The sequence below is a fragment of the Hypnocyclicus thermotrophus genome, from assembly GCF_004365575.1.
GTDB lineage: Bacteria > Fusobacteriota > Fusobacteriia > Fusobacteriales > Fusobacteriaceae > Hypnocyclicus > Hypnocyclicus thermotrophus.
In genome coordinates this window covers 25400-49541 of sequence record NZ_SOBG01000005.1, presented here as the reverse complement: position 1 = coordinate 49541, position 24142 = coordinate 25400, and the positions used below count along the sequence as shown (strand labels likewise).

Below are 24142 nucleotides of genomic sequence, written 5' to 3'. Positions count from 1 at the left end.
TAAGGGGGAGAGATGATAAAAAACTTTTTTTCTAATGAAAATAGTATAGAGAAAATTATAGAAGGGATAGAATTAGAAAAAAAAAAATTAAGACTTATTTTATTTTTTACAAGTAAGATTGAAAATTTTAAAGAAATTTCAGAAAAGCTATCTAAGAAATATATTGAATGTGAAATCATAGGTATAACAACAGCAGGAGAAGTCCATAATAAAGCAGGAATTGTAAAAAAATCTGTTACAGGAATAGCATTTTATGAAAGTATAGAGTATATAATTTCTCGTATAGAAGATGTAAAAAATTTACCAATATTATCTAGACAACAAATAATAAATGAATTTAATAAAAAAAATTATTTAAAATCAAAATATACTAATAAAGAAGTAGGGATACTCTTTAATGAAGGATTATCTGGAGCAGAAGAAAATGTATTATCAATTATAAACTCTATTTTTAAAAATAAATTAGAAATAATAGGAGGAAGTGGAGGAGATAATTGTAGATTTGAAAAAACATTTTTATCTTTAAATGGTGAATTATTAAATAATACATCATTGTTTTTATATCTTAATTTTGAAAAAACAAATTTTAAAATAAAAACATACAAAGACGTAATGTATAAAAAAACAGATATAAAAACTAGAATAACAAAAGCAGACTTTAATAATAGAATAATATATGAGTTAGATAATAAAAAGGCTAGTGAAAGATACGCAGAACTTTTAGGAATAAATGAAAATAGATTAAATAAATATTTGCAAAAACACCCATTAGGTAGAACTGTTTTAGATGATATTTATATATCAACAGTGTTTTCAATAAATGCAGATAAAAGTATAAAAATGTATACTAAAATTCCAGAAAATATTACTGTAAATATTTTGGAAAAAAAGAATCCTTTAGATAGCCAAAAAATTGTATTAGAAAATATTAAAAAAGATTTTAAAAAAGTTAATATGATGTTTACTGTTCAATGTATTCTTACAGAGCTTAATTATAGAAAAAATAATATAGAAAAACATTTTATAAATAATTTAGCAAATATATCAGATTTTTCAGGTTTTTTATCTTATGGAGAGCAGTACAAAGGAATACATTTAAATCAATCAATAATATTATTATGCATAGGGGAATGAGGCATATGACGGGAATATTAAAAAAACTTTTTATAAAAAAAGAAATAAAAGAAACAAAAGAATTAAAAGAAGAAAAAGAGAACAATATATATTTAAATGCTCAACTTGAATTAATGGATATAATTAATGAAACACTTAAAGTTAACACAAAAAATGGATTAGAACTTGAAGAAGATTTAAAAGAAAATATTGAAATAATAAAAAATTGTTGTATTGAATTAAAATATATTAAAGAAAATATGAAAATTTTAAAAGAAGAAATAAGTAAAATAGAAAAAACTATAATAGATTATAGAAAAGATATTTTTTTTGGAAATAACAATTGTAATGAATTAAAAAAAGAAGAATTAGAGTTTATTAAAAAAGAAGAAAAAAGAATAAATAAAATGAAAAAAATAATAAAAAATACAGAAAATATCTGTAGTAAAAGAGCATTAGAGATAGATATTCTTGAAAAGCATATAAGTAATATATCAGAAAATCTTAAAGAAAGGCTGAGTTTTTTTAATGATATATCTTCATATCATTATCAAATGAATAAACTTATAGAAAAAATAAAAGAAAAATAAAAAAATTATTAAATTAGCATAGGGAAAATAAGTACAAATAAACTTGAAATTTTCAAAAAATTAAGTGAAATAAAAAAAATGTTTGACAAAACTTAAAGGTTGTGATATTATTATACTCGCCTTGGAAAGTTCGGAATATAGCGCAGTCCGGTAGCGCACCTGCCTTGGGAGCAGGGGGCCGCAGGTTCGAATCCTGCTATTCCGACCATTGCGGGAATAGCTCAGTTGGTAGAGCGTCAGCCTTCCAAGCTGAATGTCGCGAGTTCGACCCTCGTTTCCCGCTCCATATATGGTGAGCGTAGTTCAGTTGGTAGAGCGCCAGTTTGTGGCACTGGTTGTCGCGGGTTCAAATCCCGTCGTTCACCCCAATTAAATATTTGCGTCATTAGCTCAGTTGGTAGAGCACACGACTTTTAATCGTGTTGTCACAGGTTCGATTCCTGTATGACGCACCATTCATTTTGCGAGGGTGGCGGAATTGGCAGACGCGCTAGACTTAGGATCTAGTGTCTATGACGTGAGGGTTCAAGTCCCTCCCTTCGCACCATTTAAGTAGTCCACTTGGACTTTTTTTTTATAAAAAAATATGCGTCTATAGCTCAATTGGATAGAGCGGCGGACTTCGGATCCGTAGGTTGTGGGTTCGACTCCTACTAGGCGCGCCATTTAAAAAATAGAGTTGATACTCTATTTTTTTATTTTTATAGAGAATATATTTTAAGTTTTTTATGTATTACATACGATTTAATAAAATTATAAATTTAATTTATAAAAAATTTAATTTATAAAAAAGGAAAAAGACAAAAAATGCATATATATAAATTGTGATATATTTGACATAAAAAGATATAAATTAAAAAAATAGATGATTATCATAAAAAAATTCAAAAAAAATAAAAAAAAGTTCTTTTAAAGTTTAAAAGTCCTTAAAAATCAAAGACTATATATATGGAATATATTAGATATATTTAAATCATATATTTGAAGAAATATAAAAATCGTGTATAATAGAGTAGTATTATAATAATAAATTTTTATTAATTAGTTTAATACTATTATAATATTAAACTAAATAAAGATGTAGGAGGGAGATAATAGTGAAAAGATTAAAGTGGCTATTGACATTATTAACATTAGTATTATTTGTAGCTTGTGGTGGAGGTGGCGCAAAAGAAAGTGCGAAAACTAAAGCTGAAAAAAAAGTTGTGAAAATTAATTTAGGACAAGAACCTGGAACAATGGATCCGCAATTAACAACAGATCAAAGTGCTATGCAAATATTACCATTTATTATGGAAGGGTTAACTAGATTAGGAGCTACTGGAGATGTAGTACCTGGTGTAGCAGAATCATGGACGGTAGAAGGTAATAAATGGACATTTAAATTAAGAGATACAAAATGGTCAAATGGTAAACCAGTGACAGCTCATGATTTTGTATTTGGAATAAGAAGAGCAATAGAGCCTGAAACAGCTTCAGAGTATGCATATATGACTTATTATATAAAAAATGCTCAAGCTTATAATGAAGGGAAAATTAAAGATTTTTCTAAAGTTGGAGTAAAAGCATTAGATGATAAAACAGTTGTGTTTGAATTAGAAAAACCAGCTGCTTACTTTGCATCAGTAACTGCATTCCCAACATATTATCCTTTAAATGAAGAATTTTTCAAAGAAAAAGGAGAAGACTATGCATTAGAAAAAGATAACTTCTTATTTAATGGGCCATTTAAAATGGTTAAATGGGAACATGATAGTAAAATAGTATTAGAAAAAAGAGCAGATTATTGGAATTCGTCAAAAATTAAATTAGATGGAATTACTGCACTTATGGTAAATGATAGTAATACAGCTTTAAATATGTATAAAAATGGTGAGTTAGATATAGTTGGACTAGGCGGAGATCAATTACCAGAATTTAAAGATAGTCCAGAATTAGTAAGTTATAGTGATGGTTCTGTATGGTATTTTGAATTTAATACAAAACATAAATTATTAAAAAATAGAAAAATAAGAGAAGCTATAACTATAGCAATTGATAGAAAAGAATTAGTTGAAAAAATCAAAAAAGATGGATCTAAAGCTGCTCAAGGAATGGTACCTTATGGATTCCCTGGAATTGATAAAGGATTTAGAGAAGATTTTGGAAGCGAATTATATAAAGATAATGATGTAGAAAGAGCTAAACAATTACTAGCTGAAGGATTAAAAGAAGTTGGACATACTGGTCCAGTAGAAATTAGCTTATTAACTGGTACAAGTGATACAGCAACAAAAGAAGCTCAATTCTATCAAGAGCAATTAAGAACAAAACTTGGAATAGAAGTTAAAATAGAACAAGTTACTTTCCAAATTAGACTTCAAAGAATGTCTTCGAGAGACTTTGAAATTGTATTAGCAGGATGGGGACCAGATTATAACGACCCTATGACTTATATGGATTTATGGGTAACAAATGGTGGAAATAATCATACTGGTTGGTCAAATGCTGAATACGATGCTTTAATAGAGAAAGCTCAAACTTCATCAGATAATAAAGTGAGAATGGAAGCTATGGCTGCTGCAGAAAAAATATTAGCTAAAGAATTTCCTATAGGTGTTACTTTCTATAGAAATAGAAACAGATTAGTAAAACCTTATTTAAAAAATGTATACTTTAGAGCAGTTGGTCAAGAAACAGATTTATATTATGCTGATATTCAAAAATAATAAAAAAATTAAAAAATAACATAAATGGTCGCTATATATCGCTTATATAGTGACCATTTTCCAATGTTTATTATTGATTTTTTTAGGAAATATATTTGAAAATATTAAAATATATAGTATAATATACTTACCTTATTTTTTGTTATAATGAGAAGCTGAAAATTGTTTTTCATTTTCTCATTAAAAACAAAATTAATTATATATTTTTAGAGAGGAGACATTATGTTTAATTACATTTTTAAGAGAATTGTATCAAGTGTTATTACATTATTACTAATTACAACGATTACTTTTTTTCTAGTTCATCAATTACCTGGAGATCCTTTTGCTAGCGAAAAGGCTATTCCACCTAAAATTAAAGCAAAACTTATGGAAAAATATGATTTAGATAAACCATTACCTATACAGTATGTGAAATATGTTGGGAATTTATTAAAAGGTGACTTTGGTCTTTCAATGAAAGTTAGAGGAAGAAAAGTATCAAGTATGATTAAAAATCATTTCCCATATTCACTAGATTTAGGAATAAGAGCTGCAATTTTTGCATTTTTTGTAGGAGTATTTTTAGGAATAATAGCGGGATTAAATAGAGGGAAAAAACTTGATTCTGGAGCAATGCTACTAGCAGTTATCGGAGTATCGGTACCTAGTTTTGTATTAGCAGGGACATTACAATGGATAATAGTTGCTATAAATGGAAAATTTGGAATATCATTACTTCCTGTAGCAGGATATGATACTTGGCAACATAAAGTATTACCTACTATTGCACTTGGACTTTTTCCTGTAGCTGTAATAGCTAGAATGATGAGAGCATCAATGATAGATGTATTTAGCCAAGATTATATTATAACTGCAAAATCAAAAGGTCAAAAACCTTTTAAAATTGTTACAAGACATGGTATTAGAAATGCTATTATGCCTGTAGTAGTATATATGGGACCATTACTTGCAGCAATAACTACAGGTTCGTTTGTTATAGAAAAAATATTTTCTATTCCTGGTCTAGGAAGATACTATGTAGAAAGTATATATAATAGAGATTATACAGTAGTATTAGGAATTACTATATTTTATGCTTTTTTATTAGTAGTGATGCTACTAATAGTGGATATACTTTATGTATTTATAGATCCTAGAGTAAGACTAAGTAAAGGAAAAGGAGAATAGTTATTATGAAACATGATTTTACGTTTGTTGGAAAAGATTTAGCTGAAAGTGAAAAAATATATAAACCAAGTATGACATATCTTGAAGATGCGTTAAGAAGATTTAAACAAAATAAATTAGCAATGTTTTTCTTTTGGTCACTTCTAGTAATGTTTTTATTTGCGATAATTGGACCATATTTAAACAAGTATGGATATAGAGAAATGAATACTGATATGACTTTTAGATTTTGGGATGCGGAATCATTAAAAGCTGGATATTACTTTGGTACTGATAATTTTGGTAGAGATTTCTTTACTAGAATTTGGGCTGGAGCAAGAGTATCATTTACCATTGCTTTAATAGTTGTATTTATAGAAGGAGTTGTAGGAACTTTATATGGTGGTATAGCAGGTTTTTTTGGTGGTAAAATAGATTTTTATATGATGAGATTTGTAGAAATAATGATGTCTGTACCAAGTATGATATATATTATATTATTAATGGTAGTATTAGGACCTGGATTAAAAACTATAATTATAGCTATGGGTGCTACTAGATGGATGTTTATGGCTATGATAGTAAGAAGTGAAGTATTAAGGATTAAAGAACAAGAATTTGTTATGGCTTCAATAGCTCTTGGAGCTAATCCGATGTGGATAATTACAAAACATCTTATTCCAAATGCATTAGGTCAAATAATAGTTAGACTTACACTTGACATACCTCAAGCTATATTTAGTGAAGCATTTTTAAGTTTTATTGGAATAGGTATTCCAGTACCTTTAGCTTCATGGGGAAGTTTAGCGAATGAAGGATATCAATTATTACAAAGAGGACCACATCTTTTTGTAATACCAGCATTATTAATATCGTTTACAACTTTAGCATTTAATATTGTTGGAGATGCATTAAGAGATGCGTTAGATCCAAAATTGAGAAAATAATCTTATTTTATATATTATTTTAGGAGAGGAATGTAAAGATGGAAAATAAAAAACTGTTAGATGTAAAAGACCTTCATGTTTCTTTTGATACATATGCAGGAGAGGTAAAGGTTTTAAGAGGAATAAATTTTTCAGTAAATGAAGGAGAGAGCCTTGCTATAGTTGGAGAATCTGGTAGTGGGAAATCAGTTACAGTACAAACAGTAATGAAGCTTATACCTATGCCACCTGGAAGAATAAAACAAGGTGAAATGATATTTGATGGAGAAGATTTAGTAAATAAATCAGAATCAGAAATGCAAAAAATTAGAGGTGGAAAAATAGGAATGATTTTCCAAAATCCACTATCTTCGTTAAATCCTACTATGAAAATAGGAAATCAAATAGTAGAGGGTATACTCTTACATCAAGATATGACTAAGCAAGAAGCAAAAGAAAGAGCTATAGAAATGCTTAGACTTGTAGGGATACCAACTCCAGAAAAAAGATTTAATCAATATCCACATGAATTTTCAGGTGGAATGAGACAAAGGGTAATAATAGCTATTGCCCTTGCTTGTAATCCAAAATTATTAATAGCTGATGAACCAACAACAGCCCTTGACGTTACAATACAAGCACAAATATTAGACCTTATGAATGAATTAAAACATAAATTAAACACAGCAATAATAATGATAACTCATGATCTTGGAGTCGTTGCTGATATAGCGGAGAGAGTAATCGTTATGTATGGTGGAGAAGTGATGGAAGAAGCTTTAGTAAGAGATATATTTCATAATCCAGAACATCCATATACATGGGGATTGTTGAGATCTATGCCGCGACTTGATATTGATAGAGAAAAAGAAAATTTAGAGTCAATAGATGGAACACCACCAGATTTATTAGCACCTCCTGTAGGATGTCCTTTTGCTCCTAGATGTGAATATGCTATGAAAGTATGTAAAGAGAAAAAACCAGGATTCTTTAGAATAAGTGATACTCATAAAGTAGCTTGTTGGTTACATCATGAAGATGCGCCAAAAGTTGAGAATCCTATTGTTAAGCAAAAGGAGGAACTAAAATAATGGCAAAAGAGAAATTATTAGAAGTAAAAAATCTAAAGAAATATTTCCATGTAGGACACAAACAAATATTAAAAGCTGTTGATGGAGTTAGTTTTGATGTATATAAAGGAGAAACATTAGGACTTGTTGGAGAATCTGGTTGTGGAAAAACAACATTAGGAAGAACGCTTACAGTTCTTTATCCAAAATCAGGTGGAGATGTAATATATAATGGAACAAATGTAAATAATATACCTACAAAAGAATTTGCAAAAAAAGCTCAAATGATATTTCAAGATCCACAAGCATCATTAAATCCTAGAATGACGGTAGCTGATATTATAGCAGAAGGATTAGATGTGCATAAAATGTATAAAACAAAAGAAGAAAGATTAGAAATAGTATATAATCTACTTGAAAAAGTGGGATTAAATAGAGAACATGCAAATAGATTTCCTCATGAATTTTCAGGAGGCCAAAGACAAAGAATAGGAATAGCAAGAGCATTGGCTGTAGATCCAGAATTTATAGTATGTGATGAACCTATTTCAGCTTTAGATGTATCTATCCAAGCACAAGTAACAAACTTATTAAGAGAATTACAAAAAGAAAGAGGACTTACATATATATTTATTGCACATGATCTTAGTATGGTAAAATATATATCTGATAGAGTAGCTGTAATGTATTTAGGAGATATGGTAGAGTTAACAGAAAGTAATAAATTATATGAAAAACCATTACATCCATATACAGAAGCATTATTATCAGCTGTACCTATAGCAGATCCAGATATAGAAGCTAGTAAAAATAGAATAAAATTAGAAGGTGATTTACCAAGCCCAATAAATCCACCAAAAGGTTGTAAATTTTCAACTAGATGTAAATATGCAAAGGATAAATGTAGACAAGAAAGACCTGTAATGAGAGAAATAGAACCAGGTCATTATGCAGCTTGTCATTTTAGTGAAGAAATCTTTTCAGATAAATAAAATGTATAGAATACAAAGTACAAGAATGTAAAAAAATTCTCAAGAGGTATTGACTTTTTGAATAAAATAAGTTATTCTTATAAATGTAAGGTCTTAATAATATATATATTGTTTATATTTAAAAAATATTAACTGTACTAAAAGTGTATTAAAATCGAGAAAATAACAAAAATAAGATAAAATGTAAAAAAAGTGTAAAAAAAATGGTAAAAAAACTCAAAAAATATCAAAAAAAGCTTGAAAAAAAAATTAAAAAATGGTAAATTAAAACTAGAGTATTAAAAATTATATTTTAGAAAATTATTTTTTTTAATTGAATACTATATTATATGTAGTATTTAACTTTTTATTATAAAAAAGACTAAAAGAGGAGATGATGTTCACATGAAAAAAACAGCAACTTTATTAGCTGGATTATTACTAGTAACTGGTACAGTGTTTGCAACAGAATGGAATGTTACAGGAGCTAATATAGGAGGTACAGTAAACGTATTAGATACTGTTAATGGTATGAATATTGAGGGTGGAGATTTAAATTTTACATTATCAACTAGTAAAACAGGAGATTTTGGAGATTTATCATTTGATATTAGTGTAGGAGATGATAATAACTTATCAGCATCTTATTCTAAAACTGAAGGAGATTTTGAAATAGGATTTGGAGCAACTTTAATAAGTGCTGGTAGTGAATTTGATTTAGATACTGATAAAGATTCAGGAGCTTATATTAAATGGGCTGTAATGGGAAGCGAAATGACTTCATTTACATTATATCCATGGGAAGTAGATGGAATGGATTGGGATAATGATACATTTGCTTCAGATTCAAACATTTCAGCTCCAGGATTTAAATTAGCAGTTAAATTAGATGACGCTAGTAGTGTAGCAGCTAAATTAGCAGTTATGGATAATACTAATACAAAAAATAAATATCAAGTAAAAGGTGAATTCAATACTACTGTAGCAGGAGTTACATTAGGAACTGCAGTATCTTATACAACTGGAACTAAAGCTATGTATACAGGAGCTACTGCTTCAATGAATTTAACTGATGCAGTATCAGTAAATGGAGAGTTCTTCATGGAAAAAGATAATAAAAATGCAGATGCACAAACAGGAGTTTTTGCAAAAGGATCATATAGCTTAGAAGAAATAAATGGATATGCATCAACTGCATATGCTTCAGTAAAATTATTAAATAAAGAAGTAAATACTACAAATGGAGCTACTACTGAGTTAGAAACTGGAGTAGGAATGTCTAAAGGACACTTTACAATTACTCCAAAATTAATCATAACTTCTTCTGAAAATAAAGTTTATGCAAAAGAAGATTCTACTGATATGTCAAAAACTAAAACAGTTGCTGGCGTAGAATTTACTTATGGATTATAATTAATATAAAATAAATTTTAGAGAAGTGGATATCCACTTCTCTTTTTTTATACATAAAAATATGTATAGTGACACTAGACAAAGTCTTTTAAAATCAATATTATTGTGCTATAATAGAGTGAAAAAATGTAAAGATTTAGTATGAAGAAATAGATTAAAAAGTAAAAATATAAAAATTGATTAATTAGTTCTAAAAGTAAAAATAAAGAAAATTAGAATAAGAGTAAATGAAATATATAAAGAAAGTATTTTAAAAGGGGTGGATTATGCTTAATCTTTTTATTGCACCAAGAAATTATATAAGTGGATATGATATTTTAAAAAATATTGGTAATGAAATATCTAAAATTTCAAGAGAAGCTACTGTATTATATGATAAAAATATTGAAGATATAATAGTATTTGGAATTAATTCATTAAAAAATAAATTGAATATAAAAATAGAATATTTTAACGGAGATTGCACTCATAAAGAAATAGACAGAGTTGTAAAAGTAATAAAAGAAAATAAAAGTGATTGTATAATAGGGTTTGGTGGTGGAAAAACTATGGATACAGTAAAAGCTGCTGGATATAAAGCAGATGTAAAAATAGTTACAGTGCCAACGATAGCTGCTACTTGTGCATCATGGGCAAGTCATAGTGCGGTATACTCTGATACAGGAGCTTCTTATGAATATTTTAATATTTATAAGAATCCAGATATACTTTATATGGATAAAAAGATAATATTTGAAGCACCTAAAAGATATATTATCTCTGGAATACAAGACACATTAGCAAAATGGATAGAAACAAATGCATATACAAAAAATATAAAAAATAAAAATGTAGAACTTGAAATAGCTATATATTTAGCCAAAAAAGCATATAACGAGATATTAAAATATGGAAAAAAAGTAATTAAAGATATAGAAAATAAAAATTATTCAGAAGAAGTTGATAGAATAATAGAACATATTATTTTAACGGCTGGATTGATAGGAGGAATCGGCGGAGAAGCTTGTAGAGCGGTTGCAGCACATGCTATAAATAATGGATTTACTATTTTCCCAGAATATAGAGAAAATAATCTTCATGGAGAAGTAGTAGGATTTGGAAATATTGTACAATTAGTATTAGATAAAGAATATGATATGCTTGATGAGATATTAGAATTTTATCATAGTATAAATGCACCTATTGGAATAAAAGGACTTGGATATGATTTGGATGATGATAAATTGAAAAGAGTTATAAATAAAGCTATGTATAAGGGTGATACAATATGGAATTCACCTTATAAAGTAGATTTTGAAATGATAAAAAATGCTATATTAGAAGCAGAAGAATTATGTAGTAAATATTATATAAAATAAATTATTCATTTATAAAAAACTAAATTATAGTTTTAGATTTGTAATATTAAAACTAATTATTTATATTAAATTATGGTTGAAAAATAAAAAGAAGTATAAAAAAAGAGGTAGATTATGGAAATAGTAGCACCAGCTGGTGATTATAATAAATTTTTAGCTGCAGTTAAAGCTGGAGCAGATGCGGTATATTTAGGGATAAAAGGATTTGGAGCTAGAAGAAGAGCTAAAAATTTTACTTTTGAGGAATTAAGAACAGCACTAGATTATGCGCATCTTAGAGGAGTGAAAATATACTTAACACTTAATACTGTAATAAAAGATATAGAGCTAGAAAGTTTATATGAGAACATAAAGAAAGTATATGAATACGGAGTAGATGCAATAATAGTACAAGATTTTGGATTATTAAGATTTATTAGAAAAAATTTTTCTGATATAGAAATCCATGCAAGTACACAAATGACAATATCGAATGCAGATGAGATAAATTTTTTTAAAAAATTTGGAATAACTAGAGTAGTGCCAGCTAGGGAATTGGATTATAATAGTATAAAAAAAATTAGAGAAAAAACTGATGTAGAATTAGAAATGTTTGTATCAGGTGCTTTATGTATATCTTATTCAGGGAATTGCTATATGAGTAGCTTTATAGGTGGACGTAGTGGAAATAGAGGAATGTGTGCACAACCTTGTAGAAAAGAATATATATTAGACACTAATAAAGAATATATACTTAGTCCAAAGGATCAATTATTTAGAATAGATGAGATAAAAAAATTAAAAGAAATAGGTATTAATTCTATAAAAATAGAAGGTAGAATGAAAAGCGAAGAATATGTATATGAAGTAGTAAATTATTATAGAAATCTTATAGATGATTTAGATAGAGAAAGTAATATAGAAAAAATATTTAATAGAGGATATAGTAAAGGGTATTTTTATAATGATAAAAACTTGATGAATAAAAAATATGCATCACATTTTGGATATAAAATAGGGGAAAAAATATCAGATAATAAATTTAAACTATTAGATAGTGTTGTATTAGGAGATGGAATAACTTTTGTAGATAAAAATTTAAATATATTATATGGATATAACATAAATAAAATAGATATAAAATCTAGTAAAAATAGAAAAGAAGCTAAAAAAGATGATATAATTATATTTAGAAAAAATTTATTTGAAAATTTAAATAAAACAGAATATATCTATAAAAATTATAATAAATCGATTTTAGATAATATAAATCAAAAAATAAAAAATTCAGAAAAAAAAATTGGAATAAATATAGAAGTTATAGCAACGTTAAATAATAAATTGAAAATAAAAATTTATTATGAAAATATAAATATTGAAAAAGAATATTTTGTTATAAAAGAAGCAAAAAAAAGAGCTACGACAAAAGAAAAAATTATAGAAAAATTTAGTGAATTAGGAGATACTTCATTCTTTATTAAAAATATAAAAATAGAGAATGATGAAAATATTTTTCTACCGCTTAGTGAATTGAAAAATATTCGAAGAGAAATCATAAAAGAACTAGAAAATGAAATATTAAAAAGCAAAAAAAGAGTAGTAAATATAAAAAAAATAGAAAAATTTAGAGAAAAAGAACATAAAAAATTAAGAATCTCAGTATTGGTGTCAAATGAAAAACAATATAATATTGCAAAGAAATATTTAGAAAATAAAAAAATAGATGAAATATACTTTAAACAGGTAGAAGTTGCAAATGAAAAAAATTTGGATAAAATAGATTTGGAAAGTAAGTTGTGTACAAATTTTTATCAAGTAATAAATAATAAGAATAATAAAATAACTTTAGATAAAAATTTTAATATAACGAATTCTTATGCAATAAAAGAATTAGAAAAAATAGATAAAGTAGAAACTGTTTATTTATCTCAAGAGTTAGATAAAGAAACGATAAAAAATATAAAATCAGAAAAAATTAATAAAGCACTTGTAGTATATGGATATCTTAAGGGAATGTATATAGAGTATTCAATATTTGATAATAATAAAATAGAGTTTAAAAATAAAAATGGCGATGAATTTATTGGAATAAAAAATAAAATTGGAAATGTAGAAATTTATTTAAAAGAACCTTTAAATCTTATACCAAAACTAAATGAAATAAAAGTTTTGAATTTAGATGAGATAAGATTAGATTTTATATTTGAAACAGAAGATGAAATGATTAAAATACTTGAAAGTTTAGAAAGAATGAATGGAGAATATAGAGGATATAATTTTGACACAGGAGTATTATAGAATTATATTTTAAAATTTAAAATTAATTATAAAAAATATTAAAAGTTTTTTTTATAAAATATAGAGTTTATTTTTAAAAGAAATAAAAAATTGAGAATTATTTGAGAAAGATAATATTTTAAAATTTTATTTATTATAATGATGAAAAATAAAATATAAAAAAATTCAATAAAATTGTTGATAAAAATATAAAGGGAGATGAAATATGAATAAAAATATAGTACAATTTTTTTTAGAATGGTTTGGTACAGGAAGAAGTAAAAAAGCACCAGGGACAATAGGGACATTAGGGGCGATTCCGTTATATATTATTTTTCATTCTTTGTATTTTAGTGGTATAATAAAGAATGAAAAAATTTATAATATGATATATTTTGTATTTTTAATATTTTTATTTTTTATTTCAATATATATGTGTGATTTTGCAGAAAAAAAAATTTATTATAAAAAAGATCCACAACAAGTAGTTCTTGATGAAGTGCTTGGTTATATGACAACATTATTTATGGTAAATCCTACAACTATTTTATCACTTATTATCAATATAGTATTAGCATTTATATTATTTAGATTATTTGATATAACAAAACCTTTGTTTATAGATAAAGTACAAGATATGAAAAATGGTGTAGGGGTAGTGGCTGATGATTTTTTAGCAGGAATAGTGGCTAATATAATATTAATAGGAGTTAATTTATGGCTAGGGATATAGAATTAGAATTAAATATAAAAAAGACCTATGAAGATACAATAAATTTATTTTTAGAGATACAGAACGATCTTAATATGGATATGAATGAAGATGAACTTATTGAGCTTTATATAAAGGAGCTTAAGAGAATTATTGATTATCATTCTGTAGCATTTGTAAAATTCAACGAAGAAAAAAATTTATATATAATTACTAAACAAAAAAATTATAATAATGTATTAAAGAAAAATTTATTAAAAATTCTCCGTGAAAACTTTTTATTATGGGCAGGAAAAATGAGAAAAGCCTTTGTATTAAAAGAAGAAGTTGAAGAAATAAAAACCTCAGTAATTGTTCCTATTGTAATCCAAGAAAAAATAATAGGAGCGTTTATATTAAATACTATTTATGTAGAGGAATACTTTACTAAGAATAAATTAAAAGTGTTAGAAATTGTAACAAGTAGAATATCAATAGCTTTTGAAAATGTTATTTTGTATAAAGATTTAGAAAGAAGAAATCAAAATTTAAAAGCCTTAAAAAATTATATGGATAATGTAGTTCAAAATATGAATGATGGTATAATAGTACTTGATAGCGAAGAAAAAATAAGAGTATACAATAAAAAAATGGAAGAATTAATTAATATAAAAAGAAAAGACGTATTTGGAAAAAAATTAATTAATACAAAGTTTGATATAGAATTTATAACAAAGCTTAATAGAATAGTAAAAAAGGAAATTAAAAGTTATATTACTGAAGAAATAGAATACAAAATAGATGAAGATACAAAAATATTATTTGGAGTAGGGGTAAAACCTCTTAAACTTGAAGAAGAAAATGCAGGAAAACTTATAGTTTTAAGAGACTTACGGGAAAGTAAAGAGCTAAAAGAGCTAAAAAGAATAGATAAACTAAAAGATGAATTTTTATCTATGGTATCGCATGAACTTAGGACTCCGCTTACTTCAATAAAAGCTTATGCTGAAACACTTATTGATATGGCTCAAGAAGATAGTATAGAGAAAGAGTTTTTATCCATTATTAATGAAGAAACAGATAGATTAAATATACTTATTAATGATATATTAGATCTTTCTAAAATTGAAGCAGGGAAAATGGAATTTAGAATAAAAATAAATGATATAAACGCTATTATAAAAAGAGCAGTAAAAAATATGGAAAGTTTTGCAGCTAAAAAAGATATTATAATACAAACAGAATTTCAGGATGAAAAATGTGAGATACCTTTTGATAAAGATAGAATATTACAAGTTTTATTAAATTTAATAAATAATGCAATAAAATTTTCAAATGAAAATACTGAAATAAAGGTATTTTGTAAACACTATAGTGATAAACATATATTAATAGGGGTAAAAGATAATGGAGTAGGAATAGCAAAAGAACATTTTGAAACGGTTTTTGAAAAGTTTAAACAAACGGATAATATATTAAAAAGAAATGTAGGAGGAACAGGGCTTGGTTTACCTATATGTAAAAATATAATAGAGTATCATGGTGGAAGAATTTGGGTAGAATCAGAAATAGGAAAAGGTGCGACGTTTTTATTTACGATACCTAAAATATAAAAGAGGTGAAAAAATGGGCAAAAAAATATTGATAGTAGATGACGAAAAACATATATTACAAATAGTAAAATTTAACCTTGAAAAAAAAGGAAAATATGAAGTTGTATCAGCAAATGATGGACAAGAAGGGTATGAAGTATCCATAAAAGAAAAACCGGATTTAATTATATCTGATATTATGATGCCTAGATTAACAGGACTTGAAATGTGTAAACTTATTAGAGAAAATGATGAAGTGAAAAGTATACCACTTATAATATTAACAGCTAAGGGGCAAGATAATTATATTGAAGAAGGGAAAAAATATGATGTAACAGATTTTTTAACAAAACCATTTAGTCCAAGAGAGCTTTTATTGAAAGTAAGAGAAATATTAGGTGAATAAAATGAGAGCATATATTATTTTAGTAGGAACTGAACTTTTAAGTGGAATGATGATTGATACAAATAGTATCTATATAGCAGAAGAATTGAATAAAATAGGGATTACAATAATTGGAAAATCAGTAGTAAGTGATGATATAGATGAGATAATAGATTTATTAAAATATGTATATAATAAATCAGACATAGTAATATTTTCAGGTGGATTAGGGCCTACGATTGATGATGTTACTAGAGATGCAATATCAAAATTTTTAAATATTAAAAATGAAATAGATGGATTTCATTATGATAAGATGATAGAAAAGTTTAAATTAAGAAATATTAAAATTTTTGAAAAAAATAAAAAAGAAGTAATGGTACCAACAGGAAGTGAAGTTTTTTATAATGAGCCAGGAATTGCACCTGGATTTTATATAAATAAAATTGCGGCGTTTCCAGGAGTACCAATAGAGCTCAAAAATTTATTTCCTAAATTTTTAAGTTTTTTAAAAGAAAAATATTCTTTAAATAAAGAGGTATATATAAAAGATATTTTATTTTGGGGAATAGCTGAATCTATTTTAGAAAATGAGATTTTAGATATTATAAAAAATTATGAAAATGAAATTATTTTTGAATTTTTGGTAAAAGATTATGGTATAATATTTAGGATGCAGACAGAAAAACATAAAATTGATTTAGTTAATGAAATAAAAAATAAAATAGATAATAAATTAAGTGGATATATTATTGGTGAAGATAATGAAAGAATAGAGACAAATGTTATAAATAAATTAATAAAACAAAATAAAAGGATATCTTTGGGAGAATCATGTACAGGAGGATTAATAGCCTCAAAGCTTGTATCAGTTTCTGGAGCGTCTAAAGTATTTACAGAAGGAATAGTAGTATACTCAAATGAAGCAAAACACGAGAGACTTAATGTAAAAAAAGAGACAATAAAAAAATATGGAGCAGTAAGTAAAGAAACTGTGTATGAAATGTTAAAAGGATTAAAAACAGAAATTGGAATAGCAGTATCAGGGATAGCAGGTCCTAATGGTGGAACAAAAGAAAAGCCAGTAGGGACAGTATATATAGGCATAAAAAAAGATGATATTTATAATATAAAAAAACATCATTTTAATGGAAATAGAGAAAAAATTAGAGAAAGAGCTTCGTTAACTGCACTTTTTGAACTGTTAAAATTACTTTAAGAAAGAGGTAAGGTTATGTTAGGTGAGAAAATAAAAAAAATAAGAAATGAAAAAGGATTTTCATTAAGAGATTTAGCATCGCAAGTGGATTTATCAGCTAGTTTTTTATCGCAAATAGAACAAGGAAAAGCATCTCCATCTATTGAAAACTTAAAAAAAATAGCAAATAGTTTAGATGTAAGAGTAAGTTATTTAATAGAAGACGAAGAAGTAAAAAAAGACGCTATAGTTACAAGAAAAAAAGATAGAGATACAGTGGAAAGCATGGATTCTAATACTAAAATATCATTACTAGCATCAGGAAATATAGATAAAGATATGGAGCCAATACTTTATGAAATAGGACCATATGGAGAAAGTGGAAGAGAATCGTACCAACATCCAGGAGAAGAATTTGTATTTGTACTTGAAGGTAAGTTAGATGTATATATAAATGAAAAATGCTATTCACTAGAAGAAGGAGATAGTCTATACTTTAAATCAAATCAAAAACATAAATTTAAAAATGAAACAAATAAAACATGTAAAGTAATGTGGGTAGTAACACCACCAACATTTTAAAAATAAGGAGAGCTTATGTCAAGAAATGTAGAGAATATAAAATTTATAATACTTGATGTAGATGGAACATTAACAGATGGTAAATTATATTATGATAATAATGGAATAGAAACTAAAAGTTTTAGTGTAAAAGATGGATTTGCTATTGTCGAAGCCAGAGAACTTGGATTTAAGTTTGGTATAATAACAGGAAGAGAATCAAAAATTGTAGAAAAAAGAGCAAAAGAATTGAAATTTGAAATTATTTATCAAGGGATAAAAAATAAACTTGAAAAAATTGATGAAATATGTAATATATATAATATTAAGTATGAAGAAATAGCATATATGGGTGATGATATAAATGATATTCCTGCAATAAAAAAAGTAGGATTTACTGCTGCTCCAAATGATGCAGATAATTTTATAAAAGAACAAGTAGATTTTGTATCTACAAAAAATGGTGGAGATGGGGCAGTAAGAGAATTTATAGAGCATATTTTAAAGGAAAAAAATCTTTGGAAAAATATAATAGAAAAATATTTAAATAAGTAAAATTATTTAAATAAGTTAGAGTTGGAGGATATTTATGGAAAAATTAGATATAAAAGTGTTAACAGCAATTAGACTTGCAAAATTGTTTATAGCAGGAAGTAGATGGGTATCCAAATATGCTGATGTCTTAAATGATTTAAATGTATACCCGGTACCAGATGGTGATACAGGGACAAATATGTCAATGACTCTTCAAGCAATAGAAAATGATCTTATAAAATTAAATGATGAAATGACAATGGAAGGACTAATAGAGACTGTTTCAGAAGCTGTTCTTTTAGGAGCTAGAGGAAATTCTGGTACAATATTATCTCAAATATTACAAGGATTTTTAAATGCTGCGATAGGAAAAACTGAGCTAGATATAAAAGATGTAGTACATGCTTTTGATAGAGCTAGAGAATATGCATATAATTCTGTAACTGAACCTGTAGAAGGGACTATACTTACAGTTATTAGAGAAATAGCAGAAGCAGCTAAAACTTGGCCTGAAGATAAAGATAATTTTGTAGATTTTTTATCATTTATAAAAAATGTAGCTTATGAAAGCACTGAAAAAACAATAGATATGTTACCAAAATTAAAAGAAGCTGGAGTTGTAGATGCTGGAGCAAAAGGTCTTTTTTATTTAATGGAAGGATTTGAAAAATCTATTACAGATGAAGAAATGTTAAAAGATCTTGAAAGAATAGTAAGTAATCAAGCAAAAAGAAAAACTAAAGTTGGATTTGTAGAAGAAGATCTAGAGTATAAGTATTGTACAGAATATATAATAATGGCTGGAGAATTTGATATAGAAGAATACAAAGAAAGAATTGCAAAACTTGGTAATTCTATGATTGTGGCTAAAACTAGTAAAAAAACAAAAACACATATACATACAAATAATCCAGGACAAGCCCTAGAAATAGCCGGAGAGTATGGAGAACTTACAAATATAAAAATAGATAATATGGCACAACAACACAGAAGTCTTGTAGTAGGAGAAAATGAAAAAGGATTTACAGTAGATCAACATATATTAATAGAGAATTTAAATATTATTAACAATAAAGCATTTGTTGCAATTGCGGATACTATAGAAATGGCACAACTATTTTTAAAAATAGGAGCGGCAGGAGTTCTTCTTGGGGGACAAAGTAAAAACCCAAGTGTATCAGATATAGAAGAAATGATTTCTCAAATTGAAGCTGAAGAAATTATAATTTTACCAAACAATAAAAATATAATATCAACAGCTAATCTTGTGTGTGAAAGATCTAAAAAAAATGTAATATTATTTGAAACAAGAACTATGTTAGAAGGATATTATGTACTTAAAAATAGAAAAGAAGATTTAAAAGAGATAGTAGCTAATACACATAGAAATAAATCTATAGAGATAACGATAGCAGTAAGAGATACAAAAGCTGATGGACTTACTATTAAAAAAGGAAGTTATATAGCTCTTGTAGATGGGAAATTAAAATATACAAATGAAAGATTAGAAGAGATTATAAGTGATATTTATAGAGAAAATATAACAAAAGATACTCTTAGAATTTTTGCGGTAAAAGGTAAACACACTACAAAAGAAGGAAATGATATGCTTTTATCTCCTGAAATAGATATAGAAGTATATGAAGGACAGCAAGAAAACTATAATTATTATATATATATAGAAAATAGAGATCCAAATTTACCAGAAATAGCAATTGTTACAGATTCTGCTGGAGATATAACAAAAGATCTCATAGATCAATATAATATAAATCTTCTTCCAATTATAGTAAACTTTGGAAAAGAAAGTTATAAAGATTTTTTTGAATTAAAATCAGAAGAATTTTGGGAAAAAATATTAAATGGAGAAATGTCAAAAACAGCTCATCCTTCAACAGCTGAAATGAGAGATATGTATAATAAGCTTTTTGCAAAAGGTTATAAAAAAATAATTTCTATACATATGTCTAGTAAAATGAGTGGATTACAACAATCAGCAAAATTAGCTAGAACAATGACAGGAAGAGAAAAAGATATACAAATAGTAGATAGTAAAGCTGTAACTATACTTCAAGGACATTTAGTAATAGAAGCAGCTAAAAGAGCAAAACAAGGAGAGAGCTTTGAAAATATAGTAAGTTGGCTAGAAATAGCTAGAGAAAAATCATCAGTTTATTTTATAGTAAATGATTTAAAATATCTAGAAAAAGGTGGAAGAATAGGAAAAGCTTCTGCAGCAATAGGTGGAGTACTAAAATTAAAGCCTATTTTAAAAATAGATGATGGAGAAGTAAGTTCTTACGGTAAAGTACTAGGAGAAATAGCAGCATTGAAAAAAATAGAAAGACTTATAAAAGAACAATTGAAAAATAATTCAATAATTGCATATCCTATATGGGGTGGAGCAACAGAAGAGTTTGAAAATGCTGAAAAAATAAGAGTATTTTTAGAGAAACAGGCTAAAGTAGATTGTAGAGGAAAAATAAATATAGGACCTGTAGTTGGTTCACATTCTGGACCTATTTATGGAGTAGTAATGTTTCCAAAACTTTCATAAAAGTTAAAATTAGTAAATTAATATAATAACTCCTTCTTGTAGTAGATAGTTAAAATAATAAAACTGTATACTATGAGAAGGAGTGTTTTTTATTTTTAGAATATGAAAGTTATATGAAATTTTCAAATGGATTTAAGTCATTATATAAATATTTTATTTGAAAAACATAATAAGTTCATAGTAATATATAATATAATGAAAATTTAAATTATTTTAAATTTAGAGATGTATTAAGTAAAATTTATATAAAAATTAAGGAGGGAAAATGGATCAAGTAATCATAGGGGCATTAATTTTTGTGATAACTTTTGTATTGATTATTACTGAAAGAATACCAAATACGTTATCGGCACTACTTGGTGGTATATTAATGGTATTAGTTGGAATATTATCAGAGGAAAAGGCTTTTGAAGCAATTGATTTAGAAGTGATATTTTTACTTATTGGAATGATGGTAATAGTACATATTATGTCTGAAACAGGAGTTTTTCAGTGGATAGCGATAAAATTAGCTCAATTTATAAAGGGAGAACCATTTTTATTATTAGTGTTATTAATCTGGATAACCGCTATATTTTCAGCATTTTTAGATAATGTTACAACTATTTTACTTATAGTGCCGGTATCAATAATTCTTACTGAACAGTTAAAAGTTGATCCAATACCATTTTTATTAATGGAGATATTCGCATCAAATATAGGAGGAGCAGCTACTTTAATAGGGGACCCTCCTAATATTTTAATAGGAACAGCAGCAAAACTTAATTTTAATGAATTTATGTTTAATATGGGTCCATTAGTAATAATTAATATAATATTACTTATTATTATTAGTTGGTTTTTATTTGGAAAAAAAATGAAAGTATCAAGAGATTTAAAAGCTAAAATAATGGATATAGATCCAAATAAAGCTCTTAAAGATAAGAATATTTTATGGAAATCAGCATTAGTTATGTTTTTTGTTATATTAGGATTTGTAACACATACATTTACTCATATAGGAATAGCAGTAATAGCATTAGCTGGTGCAGTAATTCTTATGATACTTATAAATAAAGAACCGGAAGAAGTATTTAAAACAGTAGAATGGAAAACATTATTTTTCTTTATAGGGTTATTTATGTTAGTAGAAGGAGTAGTTGAAATTGGTATTATTAAAATTTTAGCAGAAAAATTATTAGAAATGACAAAAAATGACGTAAAAATAACCTCTATTTTAATTTTATGGTTATCAGGTATAGTTTCTGGAGTAATTGATAATATACCCTATACAACGACATTGATTCCAATGATACAAAAAGAAATGATACCTTCTATAATGAAATCGCATCCAGAATTAACAAAAAAAACAATAGAGTATGCATTATGGTGGGCTTTATCAACTGGAGCATGTTTTGGAGGAAATGCAACAATAGTAGGAGCATCTGCAAATGTTGTAGCTACTGGAATAGCAGCAAAAAGTGGAAGAAAAATAAATTTTTTTGAATTTTTAAAATACGGAATTTTAATAACATTAATTACAATAATTGTTTCAACAATATATATATATGTTAGATATTTATAAAAACATTTTATTTGAAAAAAATCATATTCTAGAGTAGTATAATTATATAATTAAAATTTTTTTATAAAAAAATAAGTATTAAAAATGTTCACAAAAAATTTATATAGATAATTAAGGAGGCAACAAAATGACACAATTTTTAATTGGAGTAATTATATTTATTTTAACTTTTGCATTAATTGTATCAGAAAAAATTCCAGATACTCTTTCGGCACTACTGGGTGGTTTTTTAATGATAGCAGTAGGAATAATATCAGAAGAAAAAGCTTTTGAATCAATTGACATGGAAGTAATATTTTTACTTATTGGAATGATGATAATAGTACATATTATGTCAGAAACAGGAGTTTTTCAATGGGTAGCAATAAGATTAGCACAATTTGTTAGAGGTGAACCATTTCTTTTATTAATATTACTTATGTTAGCTACAGCTTTATTTTCAGCATTTTTAGATAATGTAACGACAATAATGCTTATAGTACCAGTATCTATAATACTTACTGAGCAATTAAAACTTGATCCAATACCATTTTTATTAATGGAAGTATTTGCATCAAATATAGGGGGAGCAGCAACACTTATTGGAGATCCACCTAATATACTTATAGCAACAGCTGGAGAAATATCATTTAATGAATTTATGTTTAATATGGGACCACTTGTACTAATAGATATGTTATTTTTAATAATAATCAGTTGGTTTTTATTTGGAAGAAAAATGAAAGTATCCAGAGATCTAAAAGCTCGTATTATGGAAATAGATCCGAATAGAGCACTTAGAGATAATAAAATATTAATGAAATCTGGTATAGTTATGGGATTAGTAATATTAGGATTTTTAACTAATTCTATTACAAATTTTGGAATTGCAGCTACAGCAATGTCTGGTGCAGTAGTATTGATGATAATAGCAAAACAAGATCCAGAAGAAATTTTTAAAACTGTTGAATGGAAAACATTGTTTTTCTTTATAGGATTATTTATTTTAGTACAAGGAGTAGTAGAAATAGGAGTACTTAAAATACTAGGACAAAAAATGATAAAAGTAACACATGGAAATTTAAAAATAACATCTGCACTCATTCTTTGGATATCTACATTTGTTTCTGCTATTGTAAATAACATACCGTATACAACAACAATTATTCCCTTAATAAAAAATGAACTTATACCAAATATAATGAAATTACATCCAGAATTAACAAAAAAAACAATAGAATATGCATTGTGGTGGGCATTATCAGTAGGGGCATGTTTTGGAGGAAATGCAACAATAGTAGGAGCATCTGCAAATGTTGTAGCTACTGGAATAGCAGCAAAAAGTGGAAGAAAAATAAGTTTTTTTGAATTTTTAAAATATGGAGTATTGATTACTATATTAACAGTAATAGTATCTAATATTTATATTTATTGGAGATATTTATAAAAGAATAAAAAAATATAATAAGAGAAAAGATAGCTTATATTTAAAGAGAATAATATTTAGTTTTTATATTGAATAAAAAG

At 26.3% G+C, this 24142-nt stretch carries 19 protein-coding genes and 6 tRNA genes; all 25 read left to right on the top strand.

All coding sequences use genetic code 11. The annotated features are described in order from the left end of the window. Window positions 1-12 precede the first annotated feature (12 nt). The 25 genes from EV215_RS06330 (at window position 13) to EV215_RS06210 (ending at window position 24062) form a co-directional block, all read left to right on the top strand. On the top strand, window positions 13-1134 hold the full coding sequence (locus EV215_RS06330; protein ID WP_134113158.1) for an FIST signal transduction protein: 1122 nt from the start codon (window positions 13-15) through the stop codon (window positions 1132-1134). Window positions 1135-1139: 5 nt separating this feature from the next. After that, window positions 1140-1703 carry a hypothetical protein gene (locus EV215_RS06325; RefSeq protein ID WP_134113157.1) on the top strand — a complete coding sequence of 188 codons (564 nt, stop codon included), beginning with the start codon at window positions 1140-1142 and terminating at the stop codon, window positions 1701-1703. A gap of 131 nt (window positions 1704-1834) precedes the next feature. Then, a tRNA-Pro gene (locus EV215_RS06320) sits at window positions 1835-1911 on the top strand. 2 nt (window positions 1912-1913) lie between these two features. Next, window positions 1914-1989, top strand: a tRNA-Gly gene (locus EV215_RS06315). A gap of 6 nt (window positions 1990-1995) precedes the next feature. Continuing rightward, window positions 1996-2071: transfer RNA gene (locus tag EV215_RS06310), tRNA-His, on the top strand. A gap of 11 nt (window positions 2072-2082) precedes the next feature. Further along, window positions 2083-2158 (top strand) — tRNA-Lys (locus EV215_RS06305). 8 nt (window positions 2159-2166) lie between these two features. Next, a tRNA-Leu gene (locus EV215_RS06300) sits at window positions 2167-2250 on the top strand. A 41-nt stretch (window positions 2251-2291) separates the two neighbouring features. Then, window positions 2292-2368: transfer RNA gene (locus EV215_RS06295), tRNA-Arg, on the top strand. Window positions 2369-2800: 432 nt separating this feature from the next. Continuing rightward, entirely contained in the window at window positions 2801-4411 is a 1611-nt protein-coding gene (locus tag EV215_RS06290) for a peptide ABC transporter substrate-binding protein (RefSeq protein ID WP_134113156.1), read from the top strand. Between the two features lie 222 nt (window positions 4412-4633). After that, complete coding sequence (locus tag EV215_RS06285; RefSeq protein WP_134113155.1) at window positions 4634-5581, top strand: ABC transporter permease; 948 nt, start codon at window positions 4634-4636, stop codon at window positions 5579-5581. 5 nt (window positions 5582-5586) lie between these two features. Further along, a complete protein-coding gene (locus EV215_RS06280) occupies window positions 5587-6507 on the top strand; it encodes an ABC transporter permease (protein WP_134113154.1) in 921 nt (306 codons plus the stop codon). 38 nt (window positions 6508-6545) lie between these two features. Then, window positions 6546-7577 (top strand): ABC transporter ATP-binding protein, encoded by a 1032-nt coding sequence (locus EV215_RS06275; protein ID WP_134113153.1) that lies wholly within the window; start codon window positions 6546-6548, stop codon window positions 7575-7577. After that, on the top strand, window positions 7577-8548 hold the full coding sequence (locus EV215_RS06270; RefSeq protein ID WP_134113152.1) for an ABC transporter ATP-binding protein: 972 nt from the start codon (window positions 7577-7579) through the stop codon (window positions 8546-8548). Before EV215_RS06275 ends, EV215_RS06270 begins: the two co-directional genes overlap by 1 nt. Window positions 8549-8932: 384 nt before the next feature. Then, window positions 8933-9940, top strand: a complete 1008-nt coding sequence (locus tag EV215_RS06265) for a hypothetical protein (protein WP_134113151.1) — start codon at window positions 8933-8935, stop codon at window positions 9938-9940. Between the two features lie 266 nt (window positions 9941-10206). After that, complete coding sequence (locus EV215_RS06260; RefSeq protein WP_134113150.1) at window positions 10207-11298, top strand: iron-containing alcohol dehydrogenase family protein; 1092 nt, start codon at window positions 10207-10209, stop codon at window positions 11296-11298. A 114-nt stretch (window positions 11299-11412) separates the two neighbouring features. Then, the gene (locus EV215_RS06255) at window positions 11413-13575 is read left to right on the top strand and encodes a peptidase U32 family protein (protein ID WP_134113149.1); all 2163 of its coding nucleotides are present in this window, start codon (window positions 11413-11415) and stop codon (window positions 13573-13575) included. 205 nt (window positions 13576-13780) lie between these two features. Beyond that, window positions 13781-14287 carry a phosphatidylglycerophosphatase A family protein gene (locus EV215_RS06250; RefSeq protein WP_134113148.1) on the top strand — a complete coding sequence of 169 codons (507 nt, stop codon included), beginning with the start codon at window positions 13781-13783 and terminating at the stop codon, window positions 14285-14287. Beyond that, entirely contained in the window at window positions 14272-15858 is a 1587-nt protein-coding gene (locus EV215_RS06245; RefSeq protein ID WP_134113147.1) for an ATP-binding protein, read from the top strand. Before EV215_RS06250 ends, EV215_RS06245 begins: the two co-directional genes overlap by 16 nt. 13 nt (window positions 15859-15871) lie before the next feature. Beyond that, on the top strand, window positions 15872-16243 hold the full coding sequence (locus EV215_RS06240; RefSeq protein ID WP_134113146.1) for a response regulator transcription factor: 372 nt from the start codon (window positions 15872-15874) through the stop codon (window positions 16241-16243). A gap of 1 nt (window position 16244) precedes the next feature. Next, window positions 16245-17441, top strand: coding sequence for a CinA family nicotinamide mononucleotide deamidase-related protein (locus EV215_RS06235; protein ID WP_134113145.1), 1197 nt, complete (start codon window positions 16245-16247; stop codon window positions 17439-17441). A gap of 15 nt (window positions 17442-17456) precedes the next feature. Further along, window positions 17457-18002: a cupin domain-containing protein gene (locus EV215_RS06230; RefSeq protein WP_134113144.1), complete on the top strand. Its 546-nt coding sequence runs from the start codon at window positions 17457-17459 to the stop codon at window positions 18000-18002. A gap of 15 nt (window positions 18003-18017) precedes the next feature. After that, window positions 18018-18536 carry a KdsC family phosphatase gene (locus tag EV215_RS06225; RefSeq protein WP_134113143.1) on the top strand — a complete coding sequence of 173 codons (519 nt, stop codon included), beginning with the start codon at window positions 18018-18020 and terminating at the stop codon, window positions 18534-18536. A 34-nt stretch (window positions 18537-18570) separates the two neighbouring features. After that, window positions 18571-21072, top strand: coding sequence for a DegV family EDD domain-containing protein (locus tag EV215_RS06220; RefSeq protein WP_134113142.1), 2502 nt, complete (start codon window positions 18571-18573; stop codon window positions 21070-21072). Between the two features lie 265 nt (window positions 21073-21337). Next, a complete protein-coding gene (locus EV215_RS06215; RefSeq protein WP_134113141.1) occupies window positions 21338-22636 on the top strand; it encodes an ArsB/NhaD family transporter in 1299 nt (432 codons plus the stop codon). Window positions 22637-22763: 127 nt separating this feature from the next. Continuing rightward, window positions 22764-24062 carry an ArsB/NhaD family transporter gene (locus EV215_RS06210; protein ID WP_134113140.1) on the top strand — a complete coding sequence of 433 codons (1299 nt, stop codon included), beginning with the start codon at window positions 22764-22766 and terminating at the stop codon, window positions 24060-24062. Window positions 24063-24142: the final 80 nt, after the last annotated feature.

What these genes read in the sequence shown, in the direction of transcription:
- EV215_RS06330 (WP_134113158.1), top strand. Translation starts at nt 13, where the DNA reads ATGATAAAAAACTTTTTTTCTAATGAAAATAGTATAGAGAAAATTATA.
- EV215_RS06325 (WP_134113157.1), top strand. Translation starts at nt 1,140, where the DNA reads ATGACGGGAATATTAAAAAAACTTTTTATAAAAAAAGAAATAAAAGAA.
- EV215_RS06285 (WP_134113155.1), top strand. Translation starts at nt 4,634, where the DNA reads ATGTTTAATTACATTTTTAAGAGAATTGTATCAAGTGTTATTACATTA.
- EV215_RS06280 (WP_134113154.1), top strand. Translation starts at nt 5,587, where the DNA reads ATGAAACATGATTTTACGTTTGTTGGAAAAGATTTAGCTGAAAGTGAA.
- EV215_RS06275 (WP_134113153.1), top strand. Translation starts at nt 6,546, where the DNA reads ATGGAAAATAAAAAACTGTTAGATGTAAAAGACCTTCATGTTTCTTTT.
- EV215_RS06270 (WP_134113152.1), top strand. Translation starts at nt 7,577, where the DNA reads ATGGCAAAAGAGAAATTATTAGAAGTAAAAAATCTAAAGAAATATTTC.
- EV215_RS06265 (WP_134113151.1), top strand. Translation starts at nt 8,933, where the DNA reads ATGAAAAAAACAGCAACTTTATTAGCTGGATTATTACTAGTAACTGGT.
- EV215_RS06260 (WP_134113150.1), top strand. Translation starts at nt 10,207, where the DNA reads ATGCTTAATCTTTTTATTGCACCAAGAAATTATATAAGTGGATATGAT.
- EV215_RS06255 (WP_134113149.1), top strand. Translation starts at nt 11,413, where the DNA reads ATGGAAATAGTAGCACCAGCTGGTGATTATAATAAATTTTTAGCTGCA.
- EV215_RS06250 (WP_134113148.1), top strand. Translation starts at nt 13,781, where the DNA reads ATGAATAAAAATATAGTACAATTTTTTTTAGAATGGTTTGGTACAGGA.
- EV215_RS06245 (WP_134113147.1), top strand. Translation starts at nt 14,272, where the DNA reads ATGGCTAGGGATATAGAATTAGAATTAAATATAAAAAAGACCTATGAA.
- EV215_RS06240 (WP_134113146.1), top strand. Translation starts at nt 15,872, where the DNA reads ATGGGCAAAAAAATATTGATAGTAGATGACGAAAAACATATATTACAA.
- EV215_RS06235 (WP_134113145.1), top strand. Translation starts at nt 16,245, where the DNA reads ATGAGAGCATATATTATTTTAGTAGGAACTGAACTTTTAAGTGGAATG.
- EV215_RS06230 (WP_134113144.1), top strand. Translation starts at nt 17,457, where the DNA reads ATGTTAGGTGAGAAAATAAAAAAAATAAGAAATGAAAAAGGATTTTCA.
- EV215_RS06225 (WP_134113143.1), top strand. Translation starts at nt 18,018, where the DNA reads ATGTCAAGAAATGTAGAGAATATAAAATTTATAATACTTGATGTAGAT.
- EV215_RS06220 (WP_134113142.1), top strand. Translation starts at nt 18,571, where the DNA reads ATGGAAAAATTAGATATAAAAGTGTTAACAGCAATTAGACTTGCAAAA.
- EV215_RS06215 (WP_134113141.1), top strand. Translation starts at nt 21,338, where the DNA reads ATGGATCAAGTAATCATAGGGGCATTAATTTTTGTGATAACTTTTGTA.
- EV215_RS06210 (WP_134113140.1), top strand. Translation starts at nt 22,764, where the DNA reads ATGACACAATTTTTAATTGGAGTAATTATATTTATTTTAACTTTTGCA.